General features: G+C 60.8%; 22 protein-coding genes and 1 tRNA gene. 8 read left to right on the forward strand and 15 right to left on the reverse strand.

The window, feature by feature from the left end:
- From ACKVY0_RS30310 to ACKVY0_RS30320, 3 genes are all read right to left on the reverse strand, one after another.
- Positions 1 to 1,064: AIR synthase related protein (locus ACKVY0_RS30310; protein WP_409218631.1), on the reverse strand; the 1,064-nt coding region annotated here is incomplete at its 3' end.
- A 125-nt stretch (positions 1,065 to 1,189) separates the two neighbouring features.
- Positions 1,190 to 1,852, reverse strand: a complete 663-nt coding sequence (locus ACKVY0_RS30315) for a nucleotidyl transferase AbiEii/AbiGii toxin family protein (protein WP_409218632.1) — start codon at positions 1,850 to 1,852, stop codon at positions 1,190 to 1,192.
- On the reverse strand, positions 1,833 to 2,114 hold the full coding sequence (locus ACKVY0_RS30320) for a hypothetical protein (protein WP_409218633.1): 282 nt from the start codon (positions 2,112 to 2,114) through the stop codon (positions 1,833 to 1,835). The genes ACKVY0_RS30315 and ACKVY0_RS30320 overlap by 20 nt, the downstream gene beginning before the upstream one ends.
- A gap of 108 nt (positions 2,115 to 2,222) precedes the next feature.
- Here ACKVY0_RS30320 and ACKVY0_RS30325 point away from each other — a divergent pair, with 108 nt between their 5' ends.
- Positions 2,223 to 3,422 (forward strand): Tm-1-like ATP-binding domain-containing protein, encoded by a 1,200-nt coding sequence (locus tag ACKVY0_RS30325; protein ID WP_409218634.1) that lies wholly within the window; start codon positions 2,223 to 2,225, stop codon positions 3,420 to 3,422.
- Here the strand turns inward: ACKVY0_RS30325 and ACKVY0_RS30330 are convergent.
- Complete coding sequence (locus ACKVY0_RS30330; protein ID WP_409218635.1) at positions 3,414 to 3,626, reverse strand: hypothetical protein; 213 nt, start codon at positions 3,624 to 3,626, stop codon at positions 3,414 to 3,416. The two genes, ACKVY0_RS30325 and ACKVY0_RS30330, sit on opposite strands and share 9 nt — an antisense overlap.
- Positions 3,627 to 3,773: 147 nt before the next feature.
- Here ACKVY0_RS30330 and ACKVY0_RS30335 point away from each other — a divergent pair, with 147 nt between their 5' ends.
- Together ACKVY0_RS30335 and ACKVY0_RS30340 are read left to right on the forward strand one after the other, a co-directional pair.
- Complete coding sequence (locus ACKVY0_RS30335; protein WP_409218636.1) at positions 3,774 to 4,022, forward strand: hypothetical protein; 249 nt, start codon at positions 3,774 to 3,776, stop codon at positions 4,020 to 4,022.
- A 244-nt stretch (positions 4,023 to 4,266) separates the two neighbouring features.
- The gene (locus ACKVY0_RS30340; RefSeq protein ID WP_409218637.1) at positions 4,267 to 4,860 is read left to right on the forward strand and encodes a hypothetical protein; all 594 of its coding nucleotides are present in this window, start codon (positions 4,267 to 4,269) and stop codon (positions 4,858 to 4,860) included.
- A gap of 211 nt (positions 4,861 to 5,071) precedes the next feature.
- Here the strand turns inward: ACKVY0_RS30340 and ACKVY0_RS30345 are convergent, their stop codons facing one another.
- The 10 genes from ACKVY0_RS30345 to ACKVY0_RS30390 all read right to left on the reverse strand — a co-directional run bounded on the left by ACKVY0_RS30345 (position 5,072) and on the right by ACKVY0_RS30390 (position 15,798).
- Positions 5,072 to 5,344, reverse strand: coding sequence for a DUF167 domain-containing protein (locus tag ACKVY0_RS30345; RefSeq protein ID WP_409218638.1), 273 nt, complete (start codon positions 5,342 to 5,344; stop codon positions 5,072 to 5,074).
- A 100-nt stretch (positions 5,345 to 5,444) separates the two neighbouring features.
- Positions 5,445 to 7,730: a hypothetical protein gene (locus tag ACKVY0_RS30350; protein ID WP_409218639.1), complete on the reverse strand. Its 2,286-nt coding sequence runs from the start codon at positions 7,728 to 7,730 to the stop codon at positions 5,445 to 5,447.
- Between the two features lie 14 nt (positions 7,731 to 7,744).
- Entirely contained in the window at positions 7,745 to 9,943 is a 2,199-nt protein-coding gene (locus ACKVY0_RS30355; protein ID WP_409218640.1) for a BatA domain-containing protein, read from the reverse strand.
- 301 nt (positions 9,944 to 10,244) lie between these two features.
- Complete coding sequence (locus tag ACKVY0_RS30360; RefSeq protein WP_409218641.1) at positions 10,245 to 11,138, reverse strand: DUF58 domain-containing protein; 894 nt, start codon at positions 11,136 to 11,138, stop codon at positions 10,245 to 10,247.
- Positions 11,139 to 11,162: 24 nt separating this feature from the next.
- Complete coding sequence (locus tag ACKVY0_RS30365) at positions 11,163 to 11,681, reverse strand: four helix bundle protein (protein WP_409218642.1); 519 nt, start codon at positions 11,679 to 11,681, stop codon at positions 11,163 to 11,165.
- A gap of 88 nt (positions 11,682 to 11,769) precedes the next feature.
- Positions 11,770 to 12,771, reverse strand: coding sequence for an AAA family ATPase (locus ACKVY0_RS30370; protein ID WP_409218643.1), 1,002 nt, complete (start codon positions 12,769 to 12,771; stop codon positions 11,770 to 11,772).
- Between the two features lie 70 nt (positions 12,772 to 12,841).
- Positions 12,842 to 13,318 carry a 2-C-methyl-D-erythritol 2,4-cyclodiphosphate synthase gene (gene ispF / locus ACKVY0_RS30375; RefSeq protein WP_409218644.1) on the reverse strand — a complete coding sequence of 159 codons (477 nt, stop codon included), beginning with the start codon at positions 13,316 to 13,318 and terminating at the stop codon, positions 12,842 to 12,844.
- Positions 13,319 to 13,325: 7 nt separating this feature from the next.
- Complete coding sequence (locus ACKVY0_RS30380; RefSeq protein ID WP_409218645.1) at positions 13,326 to 14,639, reverse strand: histidinol-phosphatase; 1,314 nt, start codon at positions 14,637 to 14,639, stop codon at positions 13,326 to 13,328.
- Between the two features lie 3 nt (positions 14,640 to 14,642).
- Entirely contained in the window at positions 14,643 to 15,716 is a 1,074-nt protein-coding gene (locus tag ACKVY0_RS30385; RefSeq protein WP_409218646.1) for a hypothetical protein, read from the reverse strand.
- A gap of 7 nt (positions 15,717 to 15,723) precedes the next feature.
- Positions 15,724 to 15,798: transfer RNA gene (locus tag ACKVY0_RS30390), tRNA-Thr, on the reverse strand.
- A gap of 197 nt (positions 15,799 to 15,995) precedes the next feature.
- Here ACKVY0_RS30390 and ACKVY0_RS30395 point away from each other — a divergent pair.
- From ACKVY0_RS30395 to gatA, 5 genes are all read left to right on the forward strand, one after another.
- Positions 15,996 to 16,202 carry a hypothetical protein gene (locus ACKVY0_RS30395; protein WP_409218647.1) on the forward strand — a complete coding sequence of 69 codons (207 nt, stop codon included), beginning with the start codon at positions 15,996 to 15,998 and terminating at the stop codon, positions 16,200 to 16,202.
- 49 nt (positions 16,203 to 16,251) lie between these two features.
- Positions 16,252 to 17,718: a sulfatase gene (locus ACKVY0_RS30400; protein ID WP_409218648.1), complete on the forward strand. Its 1,467-nt coding sequence runs from the start codon at positions 16,252 to 16,254 to the stop codon at positions 17,716 to 17,718.
- A gap of 80 nt (positions 17,719 to 17,798) precedes the next feature.
- Entirely contained in the window at positions 17,799 to 18,218 is a 420-nt protein-coding gene (locus ACKVY0_RS30405) for an exosortase system-associated protein, TIGR04073 family (RefSeq protein WP_409218649.1), read from the forward strand.
- Positions 18,219 to 18,311: 93 nt separating this feature from the next.
- Positions 18,312 to 18,602 (forward strand): Asp-tRNA(Asn)/Glu-tRNA(Gln) amidotransferase subunit GatC, encoded by a 291-nt coding sequence (gene gatC / locus ACKVY0_RS30410; RefSeq protein ID WP_409218650.1) that lies wholly within the window; start codon positions 18,312 to 18,314, stop codon positions 18,600 to 18,602.
- 24 nt (positions 18,603 to 18,626) lie between these two features.
- Positions 18,627 to 20,048: an Asp-tRNA(Asn)/Glu-tRNA(Gln) amidotransferase subunit GatA gene (gene gatA, locus ACKVY0_RS30415; protein ID WP_409218651.1), complete on the forward strand. Its 1,422-nt coding sequence runs from the start codon at positions 18,627 to 18,629 to the stop codon at positions 20,046 to 20,048.
- Positions 20,049 to 20,079: 31 nt separating this feature from the next.
- Here gatA and ACKVY0_RS30420 read toward each other — a convergent pair whose 3' ends face one another.
- Complete coding sequence (locus ACKVY0_RS30420) at positions 20,080 to 21,204, reverse strand: serine/threonine protein kinase (protein ID WP_409218652.1); 1,125 nt, start codon at positions 21,202 to 21,204, stop codon at positions 20,080 to 20,082.
- Positions 21,205 to 21,274 lie beyond the last annotated feature (70 nt).

Below are 21,274 nucleotides of genomic sequence, written 5' to 3' on the forward strand. Positions count from 1 at the left end.
TGCCAGCTTTCGAGATCGGGCGCTTTGAGCGGCGCATTCTCCAGCCAAACCACGCCACCGGTATCGCGGAGCATTTCGCCCGCGGCGGAGCTGAAACCGCCCGCGCCGCAATCGGTGACGAATTGAATGAGGCCCTTTTCACGAGCGGCAATCACCCAATCGGCGACTTTTTTCTCCTCGATGGGATTGCCGATCTGCACGGCGGTCTGGTCTTCCTCATGCGAGTCGGTGGTGAGCTCCGCAGACGAGAACGTCGCGCCTTTGAGGCCGTCCTTGCCCGTACGGCCTCCAGCAGCGATGAGCAAATGGCCGGGCTTCACTTCCTTGGCGATGTCCTTGATCGGGATGATGCCGGCGGTGCCGCAGAACACGAGCGGGTTGTAGATGAAGGTGTCGTCGAACTGGATCGCGCCATTGACGGTGGGGATGCCCATGCGGTTGCCGTAATCACGCACGCCGCGCACCACGCCGCGCATGACGCCGAGCGGATGGATGACGTCTTTGGCCTTGATTTGATCCTGCTCGATGTCGGGCGGGCCAAAGCAGAACACATCGAGCGAGGCGACGGGTTTTGCGCCCTTGCCCGCGCCGAGGATGTCGCGGATGACGCCGCCGAGGCCGGTGTTCGCGCCGGCGTAGGGCTCGATGGCGCTGGGGTGGTTGTGCGTCTCCACCTTGAGGCACACGGCCTTGTCGTCGTCGAGCTTCACAAAGCCCGCGTTGTCCTCGAAGGCGCTGAGCACGAAGTCGGGCTTCGTTTTGCAAATCTCCTCCGTCACATTGCGGATGTAGGTCTTGAACAGGCCGTCCACGACCTCCTGCTGACCATTGAGCGTATGATAAATCTTCGCACCAAAAATGCGGTGCTTGCAGTGTTCGCTCCAAGTCTGCGCGATGACTTCCATCTCCACATCCGTCGGCTCGCGACCTTCATCCTGATAAATCTTCTGCACCGCGAGCATGTCCGCCTTGGAAAGCGAAAGCTTCATGCGCTTCGAGAGATCGAGAAGCTGGTCAGCGGTGAGATCGCGGAGGGGGATGGAGCGGAAGACGGCTTTGGACATGATGGTGGGGTCACTTTGTCTATGCAAAGCGGGGAGAGCCGGTCAACGCCGGAGGGGGAGGAAAATGGGCCGGGGTTGATCAAGGTGGCAGCCGGGGCTGCACTGGGCCATGTCTTTTGAACGCCTTATGCTGCGGGCAAGGCCTTCTCGGCAATGGCCATGCGCAGGCGATGGAGAAACGTCTGGAGTTCGGCAGGTTCGAGGTGGCGTATCATCCACGCGGGCAGTTCGGTGACGCGTAGTCCGTCCAATAGCATGGCGACGACCGCAGGCTCCCAGCCACCATCCTTGGCCTGGGCATCTGGCAGGGCGGCGAGCAGGTCGTGGCCCGCCTGTTCCAGAAAATAGAGGTCCACCACGTCTTTCAATTCAGTGCGGCTGAGCAGGGTGGTCAGCTTGTTGGCGATGATCTCCCGTAGCGTGTCCACGCGGATGCCGTCAAAGTCGGCCTTCTGCGCATCAAGCTGTGGCGCACGATCCACGACGACATCCACCAGCTCTCGTTCATCACCACGCGTGAGCCGAAAACGGTGAAAGTCCGGGGCGGTGCGCAAGGCTTGACAGTCTGCTTTGATTTCAGCCGCGACACGGTGCACGAGGTTTTGCACTTCGATCCCCTCAACCTCGTCGCTGGTGAAAAGATCCAGATCATAAGAGCGGCGGTGATCGAGATAAAACAGCCCGAGAGCACTGCCCCCAGTGAGAAAAAAACGCTGCTCCCGCGCGAACCAGGCGCGGAGAAAATCACGTTTCAGCGGCGTGCAGGCGTTAGATTCTTCCCAGCTCATGAGCGGCGCGGAGTAGATGTTCCCAGACGGGACGACGACGACCAAGCATGGGGCTGAGCTGAGGAAAACTCTCGGCGACCTGCCGAAGCGTGAGAAATTGCCAAACCTGATCCACCCGTGCCTCGCGCATGAGCCAGGCGGCGGTGTTCAGCCAGTCAACGCCCGTACTGGTGGCAAGACGCGCTCTCAGGCTGGAAGCCGTTTCAGGACGGTCCCACGCGAAGTCGAGGTTGTCAGCGGGCATGGCAGCTACTGGCGGCATGACGCGAGAGTAATGGCCTGCAGTTGGGCCGTCAAGCCGGTGGACGGCGGATAGGTGCTGGTGTGAAACGGTTGCTGTTTTTCCGGCAACCGCTTTTATCCTGCCACCATGGCAACCATCGCAGTTCTCGGCACGCTCGACACCAAAGGTCACGAACACGCCTACGTGGCGGAAATCATCCGCGCACGCGGGCATCAGACGTTGCTTATCGACACGGGCAGTGGCGAAGCACCGCAGGTGCAGCCCGATGTGACGCGGGAACAAGTCGCTGCGGCGGGAAACGTCGATCTCGCGGGCATCATGGCACGGAAGGATCGTGGTGAGGCCGTGACGGCGATGGCGGGGGCGGCGGCGACGTTTTTGTCGGCCTTGGTCGAAAGCGGCAAGGTGCAGGGTGTGATTTCGCTCGGCGGTGGTGGCGGTACGGCCATCGGCACAGCGGCGATGCGGGCGCTGCCGGTCGGATTTCCGAAGGTGATGGTGTCCACGCTCGCCGCAGGCAATGTGGCACCCTATGTCGGCACGAAGGACATCGTCATGTTTCCGAGCATCGTCGATGTCAGCGGCATGAACCGCATTTCCCGCGTGCTGCTGGCACGTGCGGCCGGTGCGATCTGCGGGATGGTGGAAACAGCGGTGCCAGTGGCGGATGACAAGCCGCTGATCGCCGCTTCAATGTTCGGCAACACGACGGAGTGCGTGAACATGGCGAAAAAGATTCTCGAAGACGCTGGTTACGAAGTGCTCGTCTTCCACGCCACCGGCACCGGCGGCAAGATCATGGAGTCACTCATCGAAAGCGGCATGTTCGCGGGCGTTCTCGATGTCACGACGACCGAATGGGCCGATGAACTCGTCGGCGGCATCCTCGGTGCCGGACCGACGCGACTCGATGCCGCAGGCAAAGCGGGCATTCCAGCCATCGTGACACCCGGTTGCCTCGACATGGTCAATTTCGGCGAGAAGGCGACGATTCCCGCCAAGTTCGACGGGCGCACGTTCTACATCCACAACCCGCAGGTCACGCTCATGCGCACCAATGCCGCCGAATGCGCCGAACTGGGCCGCATCCTGGCGGAGAAGGTGAATGCGTATCGCGGACCCGTGACCGTGCTGCTTCCGCTGAAGGCGATCAGCATCATCAGCGCTGTTGGCAAGCCGTTCCATGATGCCGCTGCCGATGCGGCGTTGTTCGACGCTATTCGTCAGCATCTGCGTCCCGGCATTCCGCTGATCGAGATGCCTTGCGAGATCAACGCGCCGGAATTTGCAGCGGCGTGTGCGCAGGCACTGCTGACTTCACTTTGACGGCACGAAAGATGCGCCATGAACACCGAAGCGCAAAACCAAGCTGATGTGCGGCCTGCGATGGTGCAACTGCTTGACGGCGGTGCCTAATCCAGCAAGCTCCCTTATGAGCATCGCTGCCCAGCCAGTCTCTACCAAGCCATCACCGGCCAAAGTCAGCAGAGAAGAAGCACTGCGGCAAATGTTGCAGAGCAAAGGAAACATGGGGGAATCATCCTCAGTGTTGCCGGTTTCGTGGCGTGGGCGGACGCCCATGGCAGGACGCTCGTTCCAGAGGCGCTCCAATTAGAAAACGGTGGAGCCACGGGTGGCGAGCATCTCGTCATCTACGATGCTGAATCAGGGCGTGTCGTGAAGCTCACCAAACCTGGTTTCGTTGGATATTATGCCGAGGATGCCGGGGCATATCTGGAGCGCTGGGCACTGGCCAACCGTGTGTTTGGCGATGATGTGAAGATTGAGGGCGTTGTTAGGTTGCCGGATGAAGATGCGCCGCGGGTGGTGATTTCGCAGCCGTTCGTCCAAGGTCGCGATGCGACAGTGGCTGAAGTGTCTGGTTTTCTGAGTGAACGCGGCTTTGTCGAGCACAAGGGCCGTTGAATTCATCCGATCCTCGGAGTCACGATTGGTGACACGCTTACCGAAGGAAACGCCATCACGCGTGATGACGGTTCGGTGATGCCGATTGACTGGCTGCTGGAGCAGACCAACGCGCATGAGCTGCGTGAGGTCAGAGAACGCACAGGGCAAGGCCGAACGTCAGATTTCTAATTCGTGAAGGCTTGCGCGAAGGCACTGCTTGAAAGCTTGTCAGTCAAAAAATAGACGCCACCTTGGCCGCCTCATGAACTACCCGATCACGTTTCGCTTCAAGCTCATCGCCCTCGCTCCGCAGATCTATGTGACGGACGCCAACGGCAAAACGATTTGTTATGTGAAGCAGAAGCTGTTTCGCTTCAAAGAAAAGGTCGAGGTCTTCACGGATGACACGATGAAACAACTCGTCGCGACGATTGAAGCGGATCGCATCATCGACTGGTCGGCGCGTTACACCTTTAAGTCACCGAATGGGCAGGTGCTGGGAGCCATCGGTCGTCGCGGAATGAAATCGCTGTGGAAGGCGCACTACGATGTCTTTGCGCCTGGAGCGCAGTCGCCCACGTTTGCAATTCAGGAGGAGAATCCGTGGACCAAAATGCTGGACGGCTTGGTGAGCGGGATTCCGGTGGTGGGCATGTTCGCCGGGTACCTGCTGCATCCGAGCTACATCGCCAGCCGTGTCGCAGGCAATGCTGCCGTGCTGCGTTTGACCAAACAGCCTGCCTTGTTTGAAGGCCTATTCAAACTGGAGCCGACTGGTGAAGCCAATGAAGGCGAACAAATGGCCCTGCTGCTGTCATTCCTGATGATGAACCTGCTGGAGCGGGCGCGAGGGTGAGTGCGGCGGCAGCAGCAGGGGGGGCGGATTGATGTCGTAGGCTGGGTGTGGCGTAAGCCCGCCCGGCTGAACGGTGCTCACTGGGCGAACCAACGCCCAACGCAGACGACCGGGCTGTCGCCACAGTCATCCTACATCATACCGGCGACGCACCCGTTCTGGCGAACGCAGCTACGGTCCGTGGCCACGCTCGCCAGAGCGTGGGGTTTGGCTACTTCGGCAGCCGTTCCAGCGCCGCAGCAGGCAGTTCGACGGCTTTCTGTCGGCTGGAGGTGCCGCGCAGCAATGTGATCTGGCCTTTGGCGCAATCGAGAGCTTCGGCGAGGAAGCGCAGGAGTTCGGCGTTGGCTTTGCCATCGACGGGTGGGGATTGCAGTTTCACCAGCAGCACGGGGCGGCCTTTTTCATCGGCGGTCCAGCCGGCGAAGGCGGATTTTTTGGCGTTTGGCGTCACGCGAACGGCAAGCTGGGCGCGATCAATCATGTTCGGGGTTCTGCCTTCAGGCGGTGAGAGCGGCAGTTGGCTGTGTTGTAGGCGTGATGATTTTGCGTGAGGTTTTCCGGCTGAAGCCGGGACTCCTAGCTCAGACGAGTTTCAAGCGCTTGCGCATGAGCCACTCGATGGTGAGCAGCAGGATCGCGGCACCGAACCACCACCAACTGGACCACAGGATGGTTTCTTTGGTGATGACTTGTTTGCGGTCGAGGGTTTGCAGGAGATTCGGCAGATCGGTGGCGGCTTGTTCTTCGCGCAGGAAACGACCGCCGCTGTTGGTGGCCATGGTTTCGAGCAGCGTGCGGTTCATGGTGAGCGTGGCCCACTCGGGATTGCCGGTGTCGGAGACATGAAGTGAGAGGCGGGCATCGCTGCGCACGGCGCTGGGGCTTTCAGCGACGGCGATCTCATAGGTGCCGGCTTTGAGCGGTGGGGTGAGCGCACGATAGACGCCGACGTGTGTGGGATCGGCTTCAAGCTGCAGCGTGGCGACTTCGTTGCCGTCGTGGAGCAGATAAGCTCGGGGTTGGGCGTCGGTGATGATGTCGCCTTTGTCGTTGCGGACGCGCACGCGGATCTCGGAGGCTTCACCGGGCGAGTAGCGCAGGCGGTCGGTGCCGACGGAGAGTTTCTTTTGGTCGATTTGAAACGGTGGTGCCGCAATCCAGGCTCCGAGCTGCATCCAGAGGCGTTGATGATACAAATCGGCCACTTGGAAGCGCCAGCGCCAGAGTTCGTCGGTGCCGAGATAGAGTGCGGCTCCGGCTCCGACTTGGCGGAAGACGACGAGCGGCTGATTGGCTTTGGCAAGTGTGATGGCGGCGGGGAGTGGCTCGATGGTGGAATGCCAGTTGATCTTGGGCAGCGTGGGCCAGAGCGTGGTGTTGGCGCTGGGGCTGTCGCTGAGGCGCAGGGCGTCGAAGCGCTGGCCGTCAGTGGTTAGCTGGATGCTGGATGCTTGATTCTTGATGCTGGATGTGCCAAACCGCACGGGGATGAGCGAGGACGTTTTACCATTCGCCCATTCGCGAAGTTTGCCGCGCTGGCCGTCGATCATGATGAGACCGCCGCCACGTTTTTCGACGAACTCGACGATCCAGTCGAGGTTTTCGGCCTTGAAGCGGTTCAGGGCGGCATCGCCGAGGATGATGAGGTCGTAGCTGAGGAGATCGTCGCGAGTTTTGGGGAAGTTTTTCTGCAAGCTGCCATTGGCGGCGTTGTCGGCCATGTCATCGAAGATGAGCGTGGCCTGCCAGCGGTCATCGCGGTCGAAGTGATTGTGAATGTAGCGTGTTTCCCAGCGCGGACGGCCGTCGAGGATTAAGACCTTGCGTTTTTTCTCCAGCAGATGGATGGCGAGTTCGCGGGCGTTGTTGGAGCGGGTTTTTTCGAGCGCGGCACGATCACCACTGGCGGCGATTTGGATGTTCACGCTGCGCAAGGTCTTGTCGCGCTGGCCGGGAGCAGGCGGCGGCAGTTGCGCGACGGGGAAGATGAAATCGAAGCCTTTTTCGCCTTTGCCGTCGGTGATGAATTCTTTTTGCCACAGGACTTTGCCCTGGCTTTCGATGCGCACGTTGGCGGGAACGCCCGCAGGCATACTGTCGTTGATGGTGAGGCGGCCCTGGAAGTTTTCTTTGCTGAAGACGGACTCGGGGGCACTGACATCGAGCAGCGAGAGATCAGGCGGGGGGATTTCGCTGCCGAAGCCAACGGTGAAGATGGCGGTGCCGGTGGACTTCACTGTGGTGCTGAATTCTTCGGGTGAGCCGGTGGTGTTGTGCTGGCCGTCGCTGAGCACCACGAGCGCGGTGCCAGCCGTGGCGGGGCCGAGTGCGGCACGCAGCGTTTGATCGAGATTGGTGATCGGCGTGGTCGCGGGCAGCTCAAAAGCCGTGGGCAGCTCTCCGGAGGTGTCTTTGCCGCCCTGGCGATGCCACCAGAGGCGCTGGGTGTTGTTGCCACGCAAGGCGACGAGTTCGACGTCCTGCGTTTCCGCGAGTTTTTTGAGCAGCGGCGTGGTGCCCTTGAACAGCAGGTCTTCGGCGCGGTGGAAGCGTGATTTGGCGGCTTTGGCGTCGGTGCCGTCGGTGAGCTGCATGCTGGCGGAGCTGTCCACCGCGATGACGACGCGGCCGAGCTGGCGCAAGGTGGTGACGTGACGCAGCACGGGGCCGGCGAGGGCGATGACGAGGATGAAGACGGCCAGCGCACGCAGGATGGCGGGGACTTGCGCGAAGCGGGAGGCGACGAACTTGAGTTCGCGGCGATACAACCACCACATGAGCGCGGCGAGACCGAATGCGAGCACGACCACTGGGAGCGGCGGCCAGCCGCCGGTGAAGCGCAGGGTGGTTTCGGTTTGTGGGTTCATGAAGGAAAATCGAGTCAGCCTTTGGCGATGCGTTGTTGCAGCAGCACTTCAAAGAACAGCAGCGCGAGCAGGGCGATCAGGAGGGGCTGCCAGAGTTCGCTGCCGTGGCGGCGGGTGCGGTCGAGTTTTTGGTAGGACTGTAAATTGTCGGCGAAGGAGGCATCGTGACGCTGGGCGATTTTTTGGATGTCGGCGACGGGGAGGGGCTTCAAATCGGACTCGGTGCCATCGACGTTGAAGGCGTGGAGTGTGGGCTTGTCACTGCCGGTGCGTTGAAGCTGGAAGATGCCGGGCTGGGCGATGGCGGAGCTTTGAAGGAAGACGGTTTCGCCTTCTTTCGCGGGCTTGAGCGTCTGCGTCTGGCCGGTGGGATCGCGCAGGGTGAATTCGGCGGTGAGGTCAGTTTTTTCGAGGCTGAGGCGGATGGGGGTGCCGACGAGCTGCCAGGCGGGGGCACTGCCTTCGGTGGCGAGATAGGTCGTGAGGCGCTGCATGAGCGGGACGAAGAAGGGCTGGAGCGGGAGGTTGCTCCACTCGGCATTCGCGGTGGTGGCGGCGGCGATGACGCGGCCACGGCCGTATTTTTTCTCGACCATGAGCGGCACGTTGCGGTCGAGATTGAAGATGCGCTGCATGGCGGGCGGGCTGGAAGCCCGCGTGTCCGTTGTCAGGCTAGAAGCCTGACCTCCAGGGGTGAATTCGAACCAGTGGCGGAATTCGGCGTCCTGCAGGCGGCCGCCGCGGGCGTCATTGAAGTAGAGCGCGGCGGGATGGGTGAAGCGTTGCATCAAGATGCGGGCGGGTGCGGCGTCGGCTTCGGCGCGGGACTGGCCTTTGATGGCGGCGGGATAAAGCCCCTGGCCTTTGCGATGAAACTCGCGGTTGTACCAGTCGAGATCACACTCGGGCCCGGCGAAGACGAGCAGACCGCCGCCGTCTTTGACGAATTTGTCGATGTCACTCATGGCGCGGCCTTGCAGGCGATCGACATCGGCCATGATGATGACCTCCTGCTGGCGCAGGTCGTCGTCGCGGAGTTTGCGCAGGTCGATTTTTTTGGTGCGGATGAGGTCTTTGAGCGTGGCGGCGGCGGCGGTGTGCGGCGTGAGCGCGAGTTCGAGGAAGTCGGCGGCGCCGGTGAGGGGATCTTTGCCAGGATGGCCGTCGATGAGCAGGACGTTGAGCTGATTGCGCACTTGGACGATGGAGTGGAAGGCGTTGTCATCGGCGAAGCTGTCGCCTTCGAGACGGACGGAGAGGGAATGATCACCGACTTTGTCGAACGCGTGCGTGAAGGAGAGCACGGCCTCGCCTTCAGGAGCAAGCGAGACGCGTGCGGTGCGGAGGCGTGCGCCATCGGCTTCGAGATGCACGGCGACATCCTGCCAGGGGCGTTTGCCGTGGTTCTTGATGCGCACGCGCAGGCCGACGGGTTGGGATTCGGCGGCGACGAGCGCGGAGATGTCGGCGCTGGCGATGCTGAGGTTTTCAGCGAGGTCGCTGCCGACGCGGTAGAAGGTGATCTGCGGCTTGGGCTCTTGTTTGGCGAGGTTTTCGAGCGCGGGGAGTGCGGCACCGTCAGCGATGGCTTTCCAATCGGCTTCTTGGAAGTCGGAGACGATGAGGACTTCGCGTGCGGCATTCGGCGAGTCCTTCAAAGCGGAGGTGGCGGACTGAAACGCATCGTTGGCGGACAGCGGGCCGGACATGGAAGGCACATCGCTGAGTTTTTTGGGAACGAGGTCGAGTGCGGTGGTGGCTTGATCGAGCAGCTTGCGCGGCGAACCGCCGGAGAGGATGACTTGCGCGCTGGAGCCTTTCGGAAGGTCTGTGAGCATCGTCTGCATGTCCTGTCGGGCTTGTTCCATCACATTGCCGCCGGGAAGCGTCGTCTGCGCGGCAGGGGCACGCATCGAGAAGGAATCGTCGAGCATGACGATGAGTGAGGAGCTGCCGAGACCGAGGGATTGCAGCGCCGTGAGCACCGGACGTGCGAGGCAAAGCGCGAGCACGATGGGAATGGCGATGCGGGTGATGAGCAGGAGAAGCTGCTCGATCTTCATCTTGCGCTTCCGCTGCCGGATGACCTCGTGCAGCAGGTGCATCGCACCCCAGCGCACGGTGATGACTTTCCGCTTGTTGAGCAGGTGAATGATCAGCGGGATCAAGAAGGCCGCTGCGCCCGCGAGGAGAGCGATGTTGAGGAAATTCATCTTGGGGGCGAGCTGGAATGACGAATGACTGCGGCATCAAATCGCCGGACGAGCAAAAAGGTGGCAAAAGAGATCACTCCCAATGCACACCACATGAGCCAGTCAAACACCTGGCTGTGTTCTTTGAGACCCAGCCCAAGCAAGCCTCTAAGCCATTCATTGAGCCAGAGACGGTAGATAAGGACAAAACCAGCAACTCCAACTGCCATTAGTATAATTGTGAGCAGCAACGCACGAACAACTCTCCAACTCGAGGTTCGAGCCGGTGCATCATGGGACATGGAGGTTTGAGGCTTCATTTTCAGCGCATTCTCAAGGCTAGATAGCTGCGAAGCGCCGCGGAGTGCGATTCATCCGTGGGCAGGCTCAAGTAATCGACTTGGTGTTTGCGGAAGCCGTCTTTGAGCTGTTCGGCGAAGTTTTTTTGCACTTCGAGGTAGCGTTGACGAATCGTGGCGGGATCGAGGAGGAGGAAGTCGTCGTCGTTTTCGAGGTTTTCGAAGCGCGCCCAGTTGCCGAAGGGGAAATCGATTTCGTCGCGGTCCCAGAGCTGCAGGGCGATGACTTCGTGGCCTTTTTTGCGCAGGATGCCGATGGCGCGAAGCAGCGCGGCGGGATCGTCGAAGAAATCGCTGATGAGGATGACGAGGCCGCGGCGTTTGAGGCGCTGGGCGAGGGATTCGATGACGGGAGCGAGACTGGTGTCCTTGCCGGGCGTGGTTCTGACCATCGTTTCGAGCATGAGATGCAGATGACTGATCTTGGTGCGGCAGGGAATGATGTCGCGCACTTTGGAGTCGAAGGTGACGAGGCCGACGGCGTCCTGCTGGCTCATGAGCAGGTAGGCGAGTGAGGCAGCGAGTTTGCGAGCGTAGTCGAATTTGAGCACGCCTTTCTGGCCGCGGTAGTTCATGCTGCCGCTGGCATCGAGGACGATGGTGGCGCGCAGGTTGGTTTCTTCATCGAACTCGCGGATGTAGAAGCGGTCGGTGCGGCCAAAGATCTTCCAGTCGAGGCGGCGAATCTCATCACCCTGCACATACGGGCGATGCTGGCGGAACTCGACGCTGAAACCCTTGTGCGGCGAGGCGTGATGACCGGTGGTGAAGCCTTCAACGACGGTGCGGGCGAAGAGCTGCAGGTGCTGCAGGCTGGTGATGTCTTCGGCTTGGAGGATGTCGCTGAGAGTTGCCACGGGGTGGGGAGAGGGGAAAAGTGCTCAGTGCTCAGTGCTCAGTGGGGAGTCTGCGGCGGTGAGGAGGGTTTGGAGGATGGTGGGGAGTTCGTCGGGGGAGATGAAGAATTCGGGGGAGGGTTCGTTGACTTTGTTGGAGAGAGGGTCGGGACAGAATTCGGCGGCTTTATTCGACATGGAGGTGAGCATGCGGCCGATTTCGAGGGAGAGTTGGAAAAGGGGGCGGGAGAGATCGGGGGCGAGGTAGCCGTCATCGACGGCGGTGATGATCCAATGCTGGGTTTCGTTGTTTTCGCTCTCGGCGTCGCTGAGTTTGCTCTGGAAGTGCTTGATGTAGTCGCGCTTGCCCCAGGCTTCGGCGATTTGAGCGCCGATGGAGCGTGCAGCGCGACGAAATTGGTCGGTGAGCGAAAATTTCTCATCAGCGGGAAAGGATTTCGAGAACTTGAAGACCTCACCCTGAAGCATGCGTGCCTTTTGATACACACGAAGATCCCAGAACGCCTTCGCGAACTCAAGTTTGGAATCAGTGGTCGTGCTCATGGGTCATCAACGTGTCGGCATTTTACTGAGCACTGAGAACTGAGCACTGAGCACTTAAACTCCCGCCAACTCCCAGGGCCACCAACGATCAAAGCACTCGCGTCTCCGACTTCTTCGTCTGCTTGATCAGTTCGGCGACGATCTGATCGACACTGATGCCTTCGGCTTCGGCGTGGAAGGTGGGGACGAGGCGGTGGCGGAGGGCAGGGGGGGCGAGGGCTTCGATGTCGTCGGTGGTGACGTGGGTGCGGCCATGCAGCAGGGCGCGGACTTTGCCGGCGAGGACGAGCATTTGGCTGGCACGTGGGCCTGCACCCCAACTGAGCATGCTTTTGACGTAGTCGCTGGCGCCGGGTTCGTTCGGGCGGGTGGAACGGACGAGTTCGAGGACGAAGTCGATGACGTGATCGGGCACGGGGACTTTGCGGGCGAGCTGTTGGGCGGCGTGAAGTTCTTCGGCGGTGATGACGGCCTCGATTTCCTGTGTTTCGCCACCGGTGGTGCGGGCGATGATTTCGCGTTCGTCCGCGAGCGTGGGGTAATCGACTTTGATGAGGAAGAGGAAGCGGTCTTTTTGCGCCTCGGGAAGGGGATAGGTGCCTTCTTGCTCGATGGGGTTCATCGTGGCGAGGACGAAGAAGGGTTTGGGCAACTCGTGCGTGATCTGGCCGACGGTGACGTGTTTTTCCTGCATCGCTTCAAGCAACGCGGCCTGCGTTTTGGGCGGCGTGCGGTTGATTTCGTCGGCGAGGATGATCTGGGAGAAGATAGGGCCTTGTTGGAAGACGAGTTTGCGACGGCCAGTGTCGGCATCTTCTTGAATGATCTCAGTGCCGGTGATGTCGGCGGGCATTAAGTCCGGGGTGAACTGGATGCGGCGGAAGGTGAGGTGCATCGCATCGGCGAGCGATTTGACGAGGAGCGTCTTGGCAAGGCCGGGCACGCCTTCGAGCAGGCTGTGACCGCCGGCAGTGATGGCGATGAAGACCTGCTCAATGACGGCCTCCTGTCCGACGATGCGTCTGCCGAGAGCGGCTTTGAGTTTGTTATAGCTTGAAACGAGGGCGGCGGCGGCGGCGGAGTCGGACATGGGGAGTGAATGACGAATGGGAAAAGCGAGCGAGTCAACACGGGCGGAACTGCCGGGTTCTTTCCGCCGATCATTTGCTGCTGACGCAGGCGACGGCCATGGCGGCGATGCCTTCTTCGCGACCGACGAAGCCGAGGCGCTCGTTGGTGGTGGCTTTGACGCCGACTTGATCGGGCTGGATGCCGAGGGCGGCGGCGATGTGCAGTTTCATCGCGGCGGCGTGCGGATTGACCTTGGGGGCTTCGGCGATGAGGGAGGAATCGACGTTTTCGATGCGCATGCCTTTTTCAGCGGCGATTTGGGCGCATTTTTCGAGGATCTTCAAACTGCTGATGCCTTTGATGGTGGGATCACTCGGCGGGAACCAGTGGCCGATGTCGGGTTCGCCGAGGGCACCGAGGATGGCATCGGCGATGGCGTGGCTGAGCACGTCGGCATCAGAGTGGCCCTGGAGGCCACGGCTGTGCGGGATGGTCACGCCGCCAAGCACAAGGGGCCTGCCTTCAGCGAAAGGGTGAACGTCGTAGCCGATGCCGGTGCGAACCATGGACGAATCAGGCGTTGTGATCGGCGGCCTTCTTCAAGCTGGCGAGCACGTCGGAGATGTTGAGGTCGATGCGCTGGCGGTTGAGGAAGTAGCTGACTTTTTCGTAGCCGGCTTCGGTGAGATGGTTCAAGGCGGTGACGAAGTGTTCACCGACGCGCACCGCACGATGGGAGTCGGAGCCGATGACGATGGGGATTTTGCGATCTGCCATCATGCGGAGCATTTCGAGGCCGGGGTTCATCTCGGAGTAGCTTTTGTTGAGGCCGGAGGTGTTCAATTCCATGGCGACACCGGTGGCGGCGATGCGGTCGAGCACCGTGGTGACGGTGTTTTTGACGATGGCAAAGCACCAGGAGTCCGGGTGGTAGTTTTTCACCAAGTCGGGATGCGCCAGACAGTCGTAGAGACCGGATTCGGCGGACTTGGCCAGATGGTCGAAATAGGTGCGGCGGAAGTTTTCGATGGTGCCGGTCTCGAACTTGTTGAGGTATTCCTTGGCCTGCCAGTGAACGGCCCCGAGGACGTAGTGGAAGTCGGCACGCTGATGGAGTTTGGTGATCCATTCCTCGCAGCCGGGGAAGTATTCGCTTTCGATGCCGAGGCGAATGTCGAGCTTGCCTTTGAAGGCGGCGGCGGCACGCTCCACGATGGCGACGTAGGTGTCGAACTCGGTGTTGGACATGCGCACCGTGGGCCAGAAGCCGTCGGGCATGGGGCAGTGGCAGGTGAAGATGATGCCTTTGAGGCCGGCTTTGACAGCCTGTTGGGCGTATTCTTCGGGTTCACCCCAGGCATGCTTGCACAGTGGCGTATGCATGTGGGAGTCGTAGAACAGCGCGCCGGATTTCGTGGGGCCGGCGGCGACCAGCGGTAGCGGACTTTTTTTCGCAGGCGGGGCTGCAACTGCGGCGACGGGTGCCGGAGCGGTCTTGGATGCGGTCACGACTGCGGGAGCGGCTTTGGTAGCCTTGGCAATAGGAGCAGGCGTCACCACAGGTTTGGTGGGAGCTGCGGGTTTAACAGGTGCCGGAGCAGGTTTCGCCATAGGAGCCTTGGCTTGTGGAAGTGATGCCTTAGCTGCTGGCTTCTTCGCGACGGGCTTGGGCGCAGGAGCTTTCTTATTCGGCACCGACTTGGGTGAGGCGGCCTTATTGACGGGCTTTTGCGGCAACGGTTTCTTTTTCGGTGCGGCGTTGGCCTTTTTCTTTGGGGCTGGCTTGGAAGCGGTTTTTTTAACGGCCGCAGACTTCTTGAGATTGCGTGCTGTAGGCTTGGCCTTGCCTTGGGCCGCCGTCGTTTTGGTTGGTTTGGATTTGCTCACAGTCTAGCTCCTGGTTCCTTGAAGTATCAGCCATCCTTTGCCTTCGACATCGGCGATCCGTACGCTTTTGCCGCCGCCTGCGGGACCTGGATAGCAGAGCCGCAGAGTTAAAGGGACGTCTTTCCAGTTTCCGGTCTGGAGTTGCTGAAGAAGGGGGTGAAATTTGGGGTCTTTGCGGTCGAAATAGGCGTAAATCACATCGCCGTCGTCGGGGGGCTTGATTTCGAGCACTTCGTTGTCTTGCGGGGTTTCGCCGGGAGGTGTGTGCTGGGGCTTGGAGGCGATCACGCGAAAAAGCTTGGGCGCGGCTGGCTGGGTCGTGATGAACTCTTCCCAGTCGAGCTCGCCGTAACGCACGGAGCTTTCCCAGTCCACTCGAAAAGTGCCGTCCTCCATTTCCTCAATGATGAGGCTGACAGGTTCGGCATTGGCCAAGATCGCCTGGGCATAACCGAGGCGGTAACCATGCTCCTGCACCGGCAAAACCCAGCCAAGATTTTTCCACTCGAGGCGGCTCTGAGGATGGCTGCGGTAGTAGTTTTCCATCAACGGCCGTACCCGTTGAGGGTCACGGGCAAAGGCGAGCTTCTGATCCACATCAATCGCTTCAAAAAAACCGCGGACCGTCGTTTCGATCTTGAGGCGTTTGCTTTCGATGTTCTGTATGGAGGTGGGCGGGGACGTCATCACGCTTCCCGACATTGTGGCGCTGACCGCAGGAGCCACCATCACAGGAGGCGTGGCAGCATCAAGGGGGGCGGTTGCCGGTGTAGCGGGGGGGCTGCCCGAGGGCCGAGCTGCTGACGGATTATTCAGAAGGGACGGTTGTTCCTTGGTATTGCCCGACCAGCGGCGGTCCAGGTCATTGTCATAGACCGACTGAACGTATTCGGGGTTGACGCGGGCGGACTCCCACAGTTTCACCATGACCACGCGTACCACCGTGGCGATCATGACCACCAAGGCCATGCAGCCGAGAATGGTGGCAATGGCACTGATCATGGCTTCCCGCCGCCGGGCTCTGCTGCGGCGTGGCGTATCATTGTCAGCGGTGCTCGGATTGGTCATGGCAAACACGCGTTGGTGGAGCCGAAGGCGGGATTTGAACCCGCGACCCTCGCATTACGAATGCGATGCTCTACCACTGAGCTACTCCGGCTTGGAAACGTGTGACTGAAAGTCTGCTCAGTATATAAGGGGAGGCTAGACCTTGTCATTTGCTTTCTTCTAACGGCGGCAAAAATCATCCAGCGGATCAACGCTTGGCCATGATGCGACAGCGGCACAAACAACTGGCAATGGTTCCTGGCACAGCTCCCGATTGAATCTCCGACAGCAACTGTCATAAGTGGCAAAATGGCTGATCCTTCCACCCTGGCGCTCGCAGGTACTCCTTATGGTGAATTTCTCGCCGAACAGGAGGAAATTCAGCGTTTGAAATGGCTCGTCAGCGAACGTGAGGGGCACGACATCGGTTTTGAGGTGGCCCTCAATGAATGGGCGCAGAATCACCGCGCCAAATGGCGCCGCATGCGCAATCAGCTCCAACGCCAGCCGGTCTGATGATGCCAGCCCGGCAACATTTCCGCCCGTGCCGCGTTATGCCTGCGTCATGATTTACCGCACTGTTTTTTTCGGGGGCTTGCTGCTGTTGGCTTCATCGCTGCTGCACGCCGCGCCGCGCACCAATGTTCTGTTCATCATGGCCGATGATTTGCGGCCGGAACTGGGCTGCTACGGCTCGGTGGCGGTGACGCCGAACCTGGATGCGCTGGCACGCCGTGGCATGATCTTCCGGCATGCCTACTGCCAGCAGGCGGTCTGCAATCCTTCCCGCTCTTCCATGCTCACCGGGCTGCGTCCGGGAACCTTGGGGTTGTATGTCAATGGCACGCATTTTCGTGAATTGAAGCCGGCGGTGACCACTCTGCCTCTGTGGATGAAGGAGCACGGCTACACCACTCGTTGCGTAGGCAAGATCTTCCACAACTGGCACACCCAGGAGCACGGCGATCCACGTTCCTGGAGCGTCCCTGAATTCCTGCACTACGCGAATCATGGCGACGATGTCCCCCAGGTGACTGGAACGCTGCCGCCGAATCTGACCACGCTTTCCAGCGGTTTGCGCCAGTATGGCAAGGTGCCCCTGTGCGAGTGCCGCGATGTGCCGGACGAAGCGTATTATGATGGCCGTGTTGCCGCCGAGGCCGTTCGTGTTCTCGGCGAGGTCAAGGACCGGCCATTCTTTCTGGCCGTCGGCTTTTGGAAGCCACACGCCCCCTTCAACGCGCCGAAAAAATACTGGGACATGTATCAGCGCGACAGGCTGCCACCGCTCAATCCCGCGCGTCCTGCCGCCGCCCCGGAGATCGCTTTCCATCAGAGCACCGAGATTTTGGGGCCGGTTGAGAAGCAAAAACAGCCCACACCAGCGCAGGCGATGGAAATGAGGCACGGTTATTTTGCCGGTATCAGCTACATGGACGCTCAGTTGGGAAAAGTCACTTCAGCGCTCGCAAAACATGGCCTGCTCGACTCCACGCTCATCGTGTTCTCGGGGGATCATGGCTATCACATTGGCGAACATGGCTTGTGGGCCAAGACCTCAAATTTTGAGTTCGATGCTCACGTTCCGCTCATCCTTGCACCGCCACAGGCCAAGCAGGCGGGAACCAGCACCGATGCCTTGGTCGAAATGATCGATCTGTTTCCCACCATCACCGCCCTTTGTGCGCTCCCGGACGCCCCCGGTCTCGAAGGCGTCAGCCTTGTGCCCTTGCTGGCTGACCCGCAGGCCAAGGTCAAAGACGCCGCTTTCACCCAGCATCCACGCCCAGCCTACCCAGATCGTACTCCACGCGGAAAGCCGGAGGCGATGGGCCTGAGTGTTCGTACCGCGTCCATGCGTTACACCGAATGGCGGAATTTTGACACCGGAGCACTCGTGGGCAGAGAGTTTTACGACCACACACGCGATGAGGCGGAATTGTACAACGTGATTGACCGTCCGCCTGATCCCGCCGCGCTCGAAGCCGCCCGCCGGCTGCTGCACGGCCAGTTTCCGCCCCAATCCCGCTGATCGAGCAACACCAGCTTCAAAAAAGCTCAACTTAGTGGTTGCCAAACACTGCCGAATTTTGTTAATCATATAGAAGCAGCATGAAAAATCGCCTCCTACTCCTCGCCGTCACCGCTCTGGTACTCTCCAGCACCGCTTTTGGAGACATCCAGTCTCCTCCCGGGCATCACTTCACTTGGAGCCGCAAACTCAGCCGCGGCTTGGGCAACCTCATGTTTGGCTGGCTCGAGTACCCCACGACGTGGCGTAAAACCAATCAGTCCGACGGGGCGGTTGCCGCAGCTACTGATTTCTTCGTTGAGGGAACCAAGCGCACCCTCGTGAGGGCTGCCTACGGTTTCTATGAGACCATCACCTTCCCCGTGCCGAGTTGGAAGCTGACCTACCGCCCGCCATACCATCACAAGGAAGTGCTGGACAACTGGTGGGGTTACACCGAGTTCCCGCCGGAGTTGGGTTTCCGTTCGGAGATTCCCTATTCAAGCTCCCAAGGCTGGTAAAAGCCGGATAATCATTTCAAGGGCGCAGGCTGGCAACAGTCTGCGCCTTTTGTTTGCAAAGCGTGCCGCCTGCTGGCAAGAAAGCCGCTTCTCATGCCTGAAGTTCATCAGATCGACATCCATCACGTCGCCAAACTGGCGCGGCTCTCTCTCACCGACGACGAAGCTGCGCGTTATGCCTCCCAGCTCGACGGCATCCTCACCTACATCGACACGCTGACGCGTTACGACCTTGATGGCGTCGAACCGACGGCGCATGCGATGCCGGTCTTTGATGTCCTGCGTGCGGACGAAGCCCGTCCCGGCTTCACGCAGGAGCAGGCGCTCTCGAATGCTCCCAAACGCACCGCCGACCAGTTCCAGATCGCCAAGGTGATCGAGTAACGCCCCTTTTCTCAGTTCTGCTTCATGCTTGCCTCCTCCACCATCACCGCCCTGCGCAAACGCATCACCTCTGGTGAAATCACGCCGCGTGACATCGTCCTGGATGTCGCCAAAGCCATCGACTCACGCAATGCCGAACTCGGAGCCTATCTCTCATGGGATGTCGAGACGGCGCTTGCTGAGGCAGATCGTGCTGACACCACGAAGCCGCTCGGCGGCATTCCCATCGGCGTGAAGGACAATATGAACGTCACCGGCCAGCCCTGCACTTGTGGCTCGCGCATTCTGGCGGAAAACTACACCGCGCCCTACGATGCGGGCGCGATCCAGCGGCTGCGTGCCGGCGGTGCCATTCCGTTTGGCCGCATGAACATGGATGAATTCGCCATGGGATCGAGCACGGAAAACTCCGCGCTCGGGGTGACCCGCAATCCACGCGACACCTCGCGCGTCCCCGGCGGCTCCAGCGGCGGCAGCGCGGCGGCGGTCGCTGGCGATCTCGCCATCGCAGCCCTCGGCTCCGACACCGGTGGGTCTATCCGCCAGCCAGCCGCCTTATGTGGCTGCGTCGGCATCAAGCCGACCTATGGCCGCGTGTCGCGCTACGGTCTCGTCGCCTTTGCGTCCTCGCTTGATCAAATCGGTCCCGTCACCAAAACCGTCGAGGATGCCGCCCTGCTGCTCAATCATCTCTGCGGTTACGACGCGCATGACTCCACCTCCTTGAAGGTTGAAGTGCCCGACTTCACCGCCGCCATCGGCCTGGACATCAAGGGCCTGCGCATCGGTCTGCCCAAGGAATACTATATAAGCGGCATCCACGCCGGCGTCTCCGCCAGCGTCCAGGCCGCCATCAAGCAGCTCGAATCTCTCGGTGCCATCATCGAGGAAATCAGCCTGCCGCACACCGAACTCGGCGTAGCCACGTATTATGTGCTCGCCCCTGCGGAGGCCTCCGCCAACCTCGCCCGCTTTGACGGCGTGCGTTACGGGCACCGCAGCGGTAGCGCTGGCGATTTGATGGAGCACTACACGCGTTCGCGTGCGGAAGGCTTTGGCCCCGAGGTGAAGCGGCGCATCCTGCTTGGCACCTATGTGCTCAGCTCCGGCTACTACGACGCCTACTACATCCGTGCGCAGAAAGCCCGCACGCTGATCCGCAACGACTTCACCGAAGCCTTCAAAAAAGTCGATGTGATCCTCTCGCCCACCAGCCCCACGCCCGCGCATAAACTCGGCGAACTGAAGGACAACCCGCTCGCCGCCTACCTCGAAGACGTTTTCACCATCCCCGTCAATCTCGCCGGCCTGCCCGGCATCAGCGTGCCCTGTGGCAATGTCGAGGTTGAGGGCAAAGCGCTCCCCGTCGGTCTGCAAATCGTCGGCAAAGCACTCGATGAAGCCACCGTGCTGCGCGTCGCGCATGCCTTTGAGCAGTCGCGTTGATCCTGCTGGACTCTCTTGTTGGAACCGGAGCCTAGCCGGAGCACCGTGTCAGCATGGCGATGAGCAGCAGCAGAACAGCCGCACCGGCGATGATGAACGGCTTTTTGTTCACGGCAGGAACCGTCACCGGCGGTTTGCGCGGCGGGGTGTAGGTCTTGCGCTGCACCGGGCCGGGAGTGGGCCGGCGCGGCATGGTGGGGGCCACATGCGGGCCGACGGGGATGGGAATGGTGCTGGAAGTGGCATGCATCGACGCCGGTTGGGCGGTCGGCAGCACCACGGGGGCTGAGACCAGGCTGACGGGCGGCGTGTTCGAAGCCACGGGCGGCGCCGCCGACAGCGGCGGCAGTTCTGGCAGGTTGGGGGCTTCACGCCGCTCAAACAACTCACGCGCAGCCGCCGCCTTGCGCGGACGTTGCTCAGGATCAGCGGCCAGCAGGTGCATGACCCACGCGCACATCCAGCTCGGCACATGGGCGGCCAGTTTTTGCAGCGGGGCCAGGTCATGGCCGATGTGCTTGCCGCGCAGCTCTTTCAGAACCCGGCCATCGAAGGGCGGGCGGGCCGTCAGCGCCTCATAGAGCACGCAACCCAGCGCATACACGTCGGTGCGGCGGCGGGTGGTGCCGTCGAGCCATTGTTCCGGCGCGGTGCAGCGGTAGGCGCGGATTTGTTCCTCCTTGCTGTCATCGCGCCCGGCGAAGCCCTGGCCGAAGCCGTGCAGCGTCACCTGCCAGTCGGCGGCTTTCTCGCCGGTGATGCGCACAAAGTCGGGCCGCAGGCTGCCATGCACGATGGACTGCTCATGCAGCAGTTCCAGCGCCGCCAGCAGTTGTAGCGCCACCGTTTCAAACTCCGCCAGCGTCAGCGGTCCGCGTTCCAGCACGGTGTTCAGCGTCTCGCCCGGCAGCGCACCGGCCGTGATGGTGTAGAAGCCGTCCTTGTCCGCGCCGAAATCGATCACCCGGTCGAGGTGCGGGCTTTGTAGGGTGGCAAGCTGGCGGAACAGCTCCTGCAACCCCTCGATTTCCTCCGGTTTCGTCGTCCTGAAGCGCCGCATGCGCAGCTCATCCCCGCGCTTGTTGTCGCGGACGAGGGACAGCTTGCTGGAGGTATCCTCCTCCAAAGGACGTATAATCTCAAAACGGGGTGACATTCGGCCAAACTCGTTCGTTCCAGCGAATCCCGCAAGCTCCTTGCCATGTTCATTGTTTGCAGGCTACTGT

Source organism: Prosthecobacter sp., from assembly GCF_046154365.1.
Lineage (GTDB): Bacteria > Verrucomicrobiota > Verrucomicrobiia > Verrucomicrobiales > Verrucomicrobiaceae > Prosthecobacter.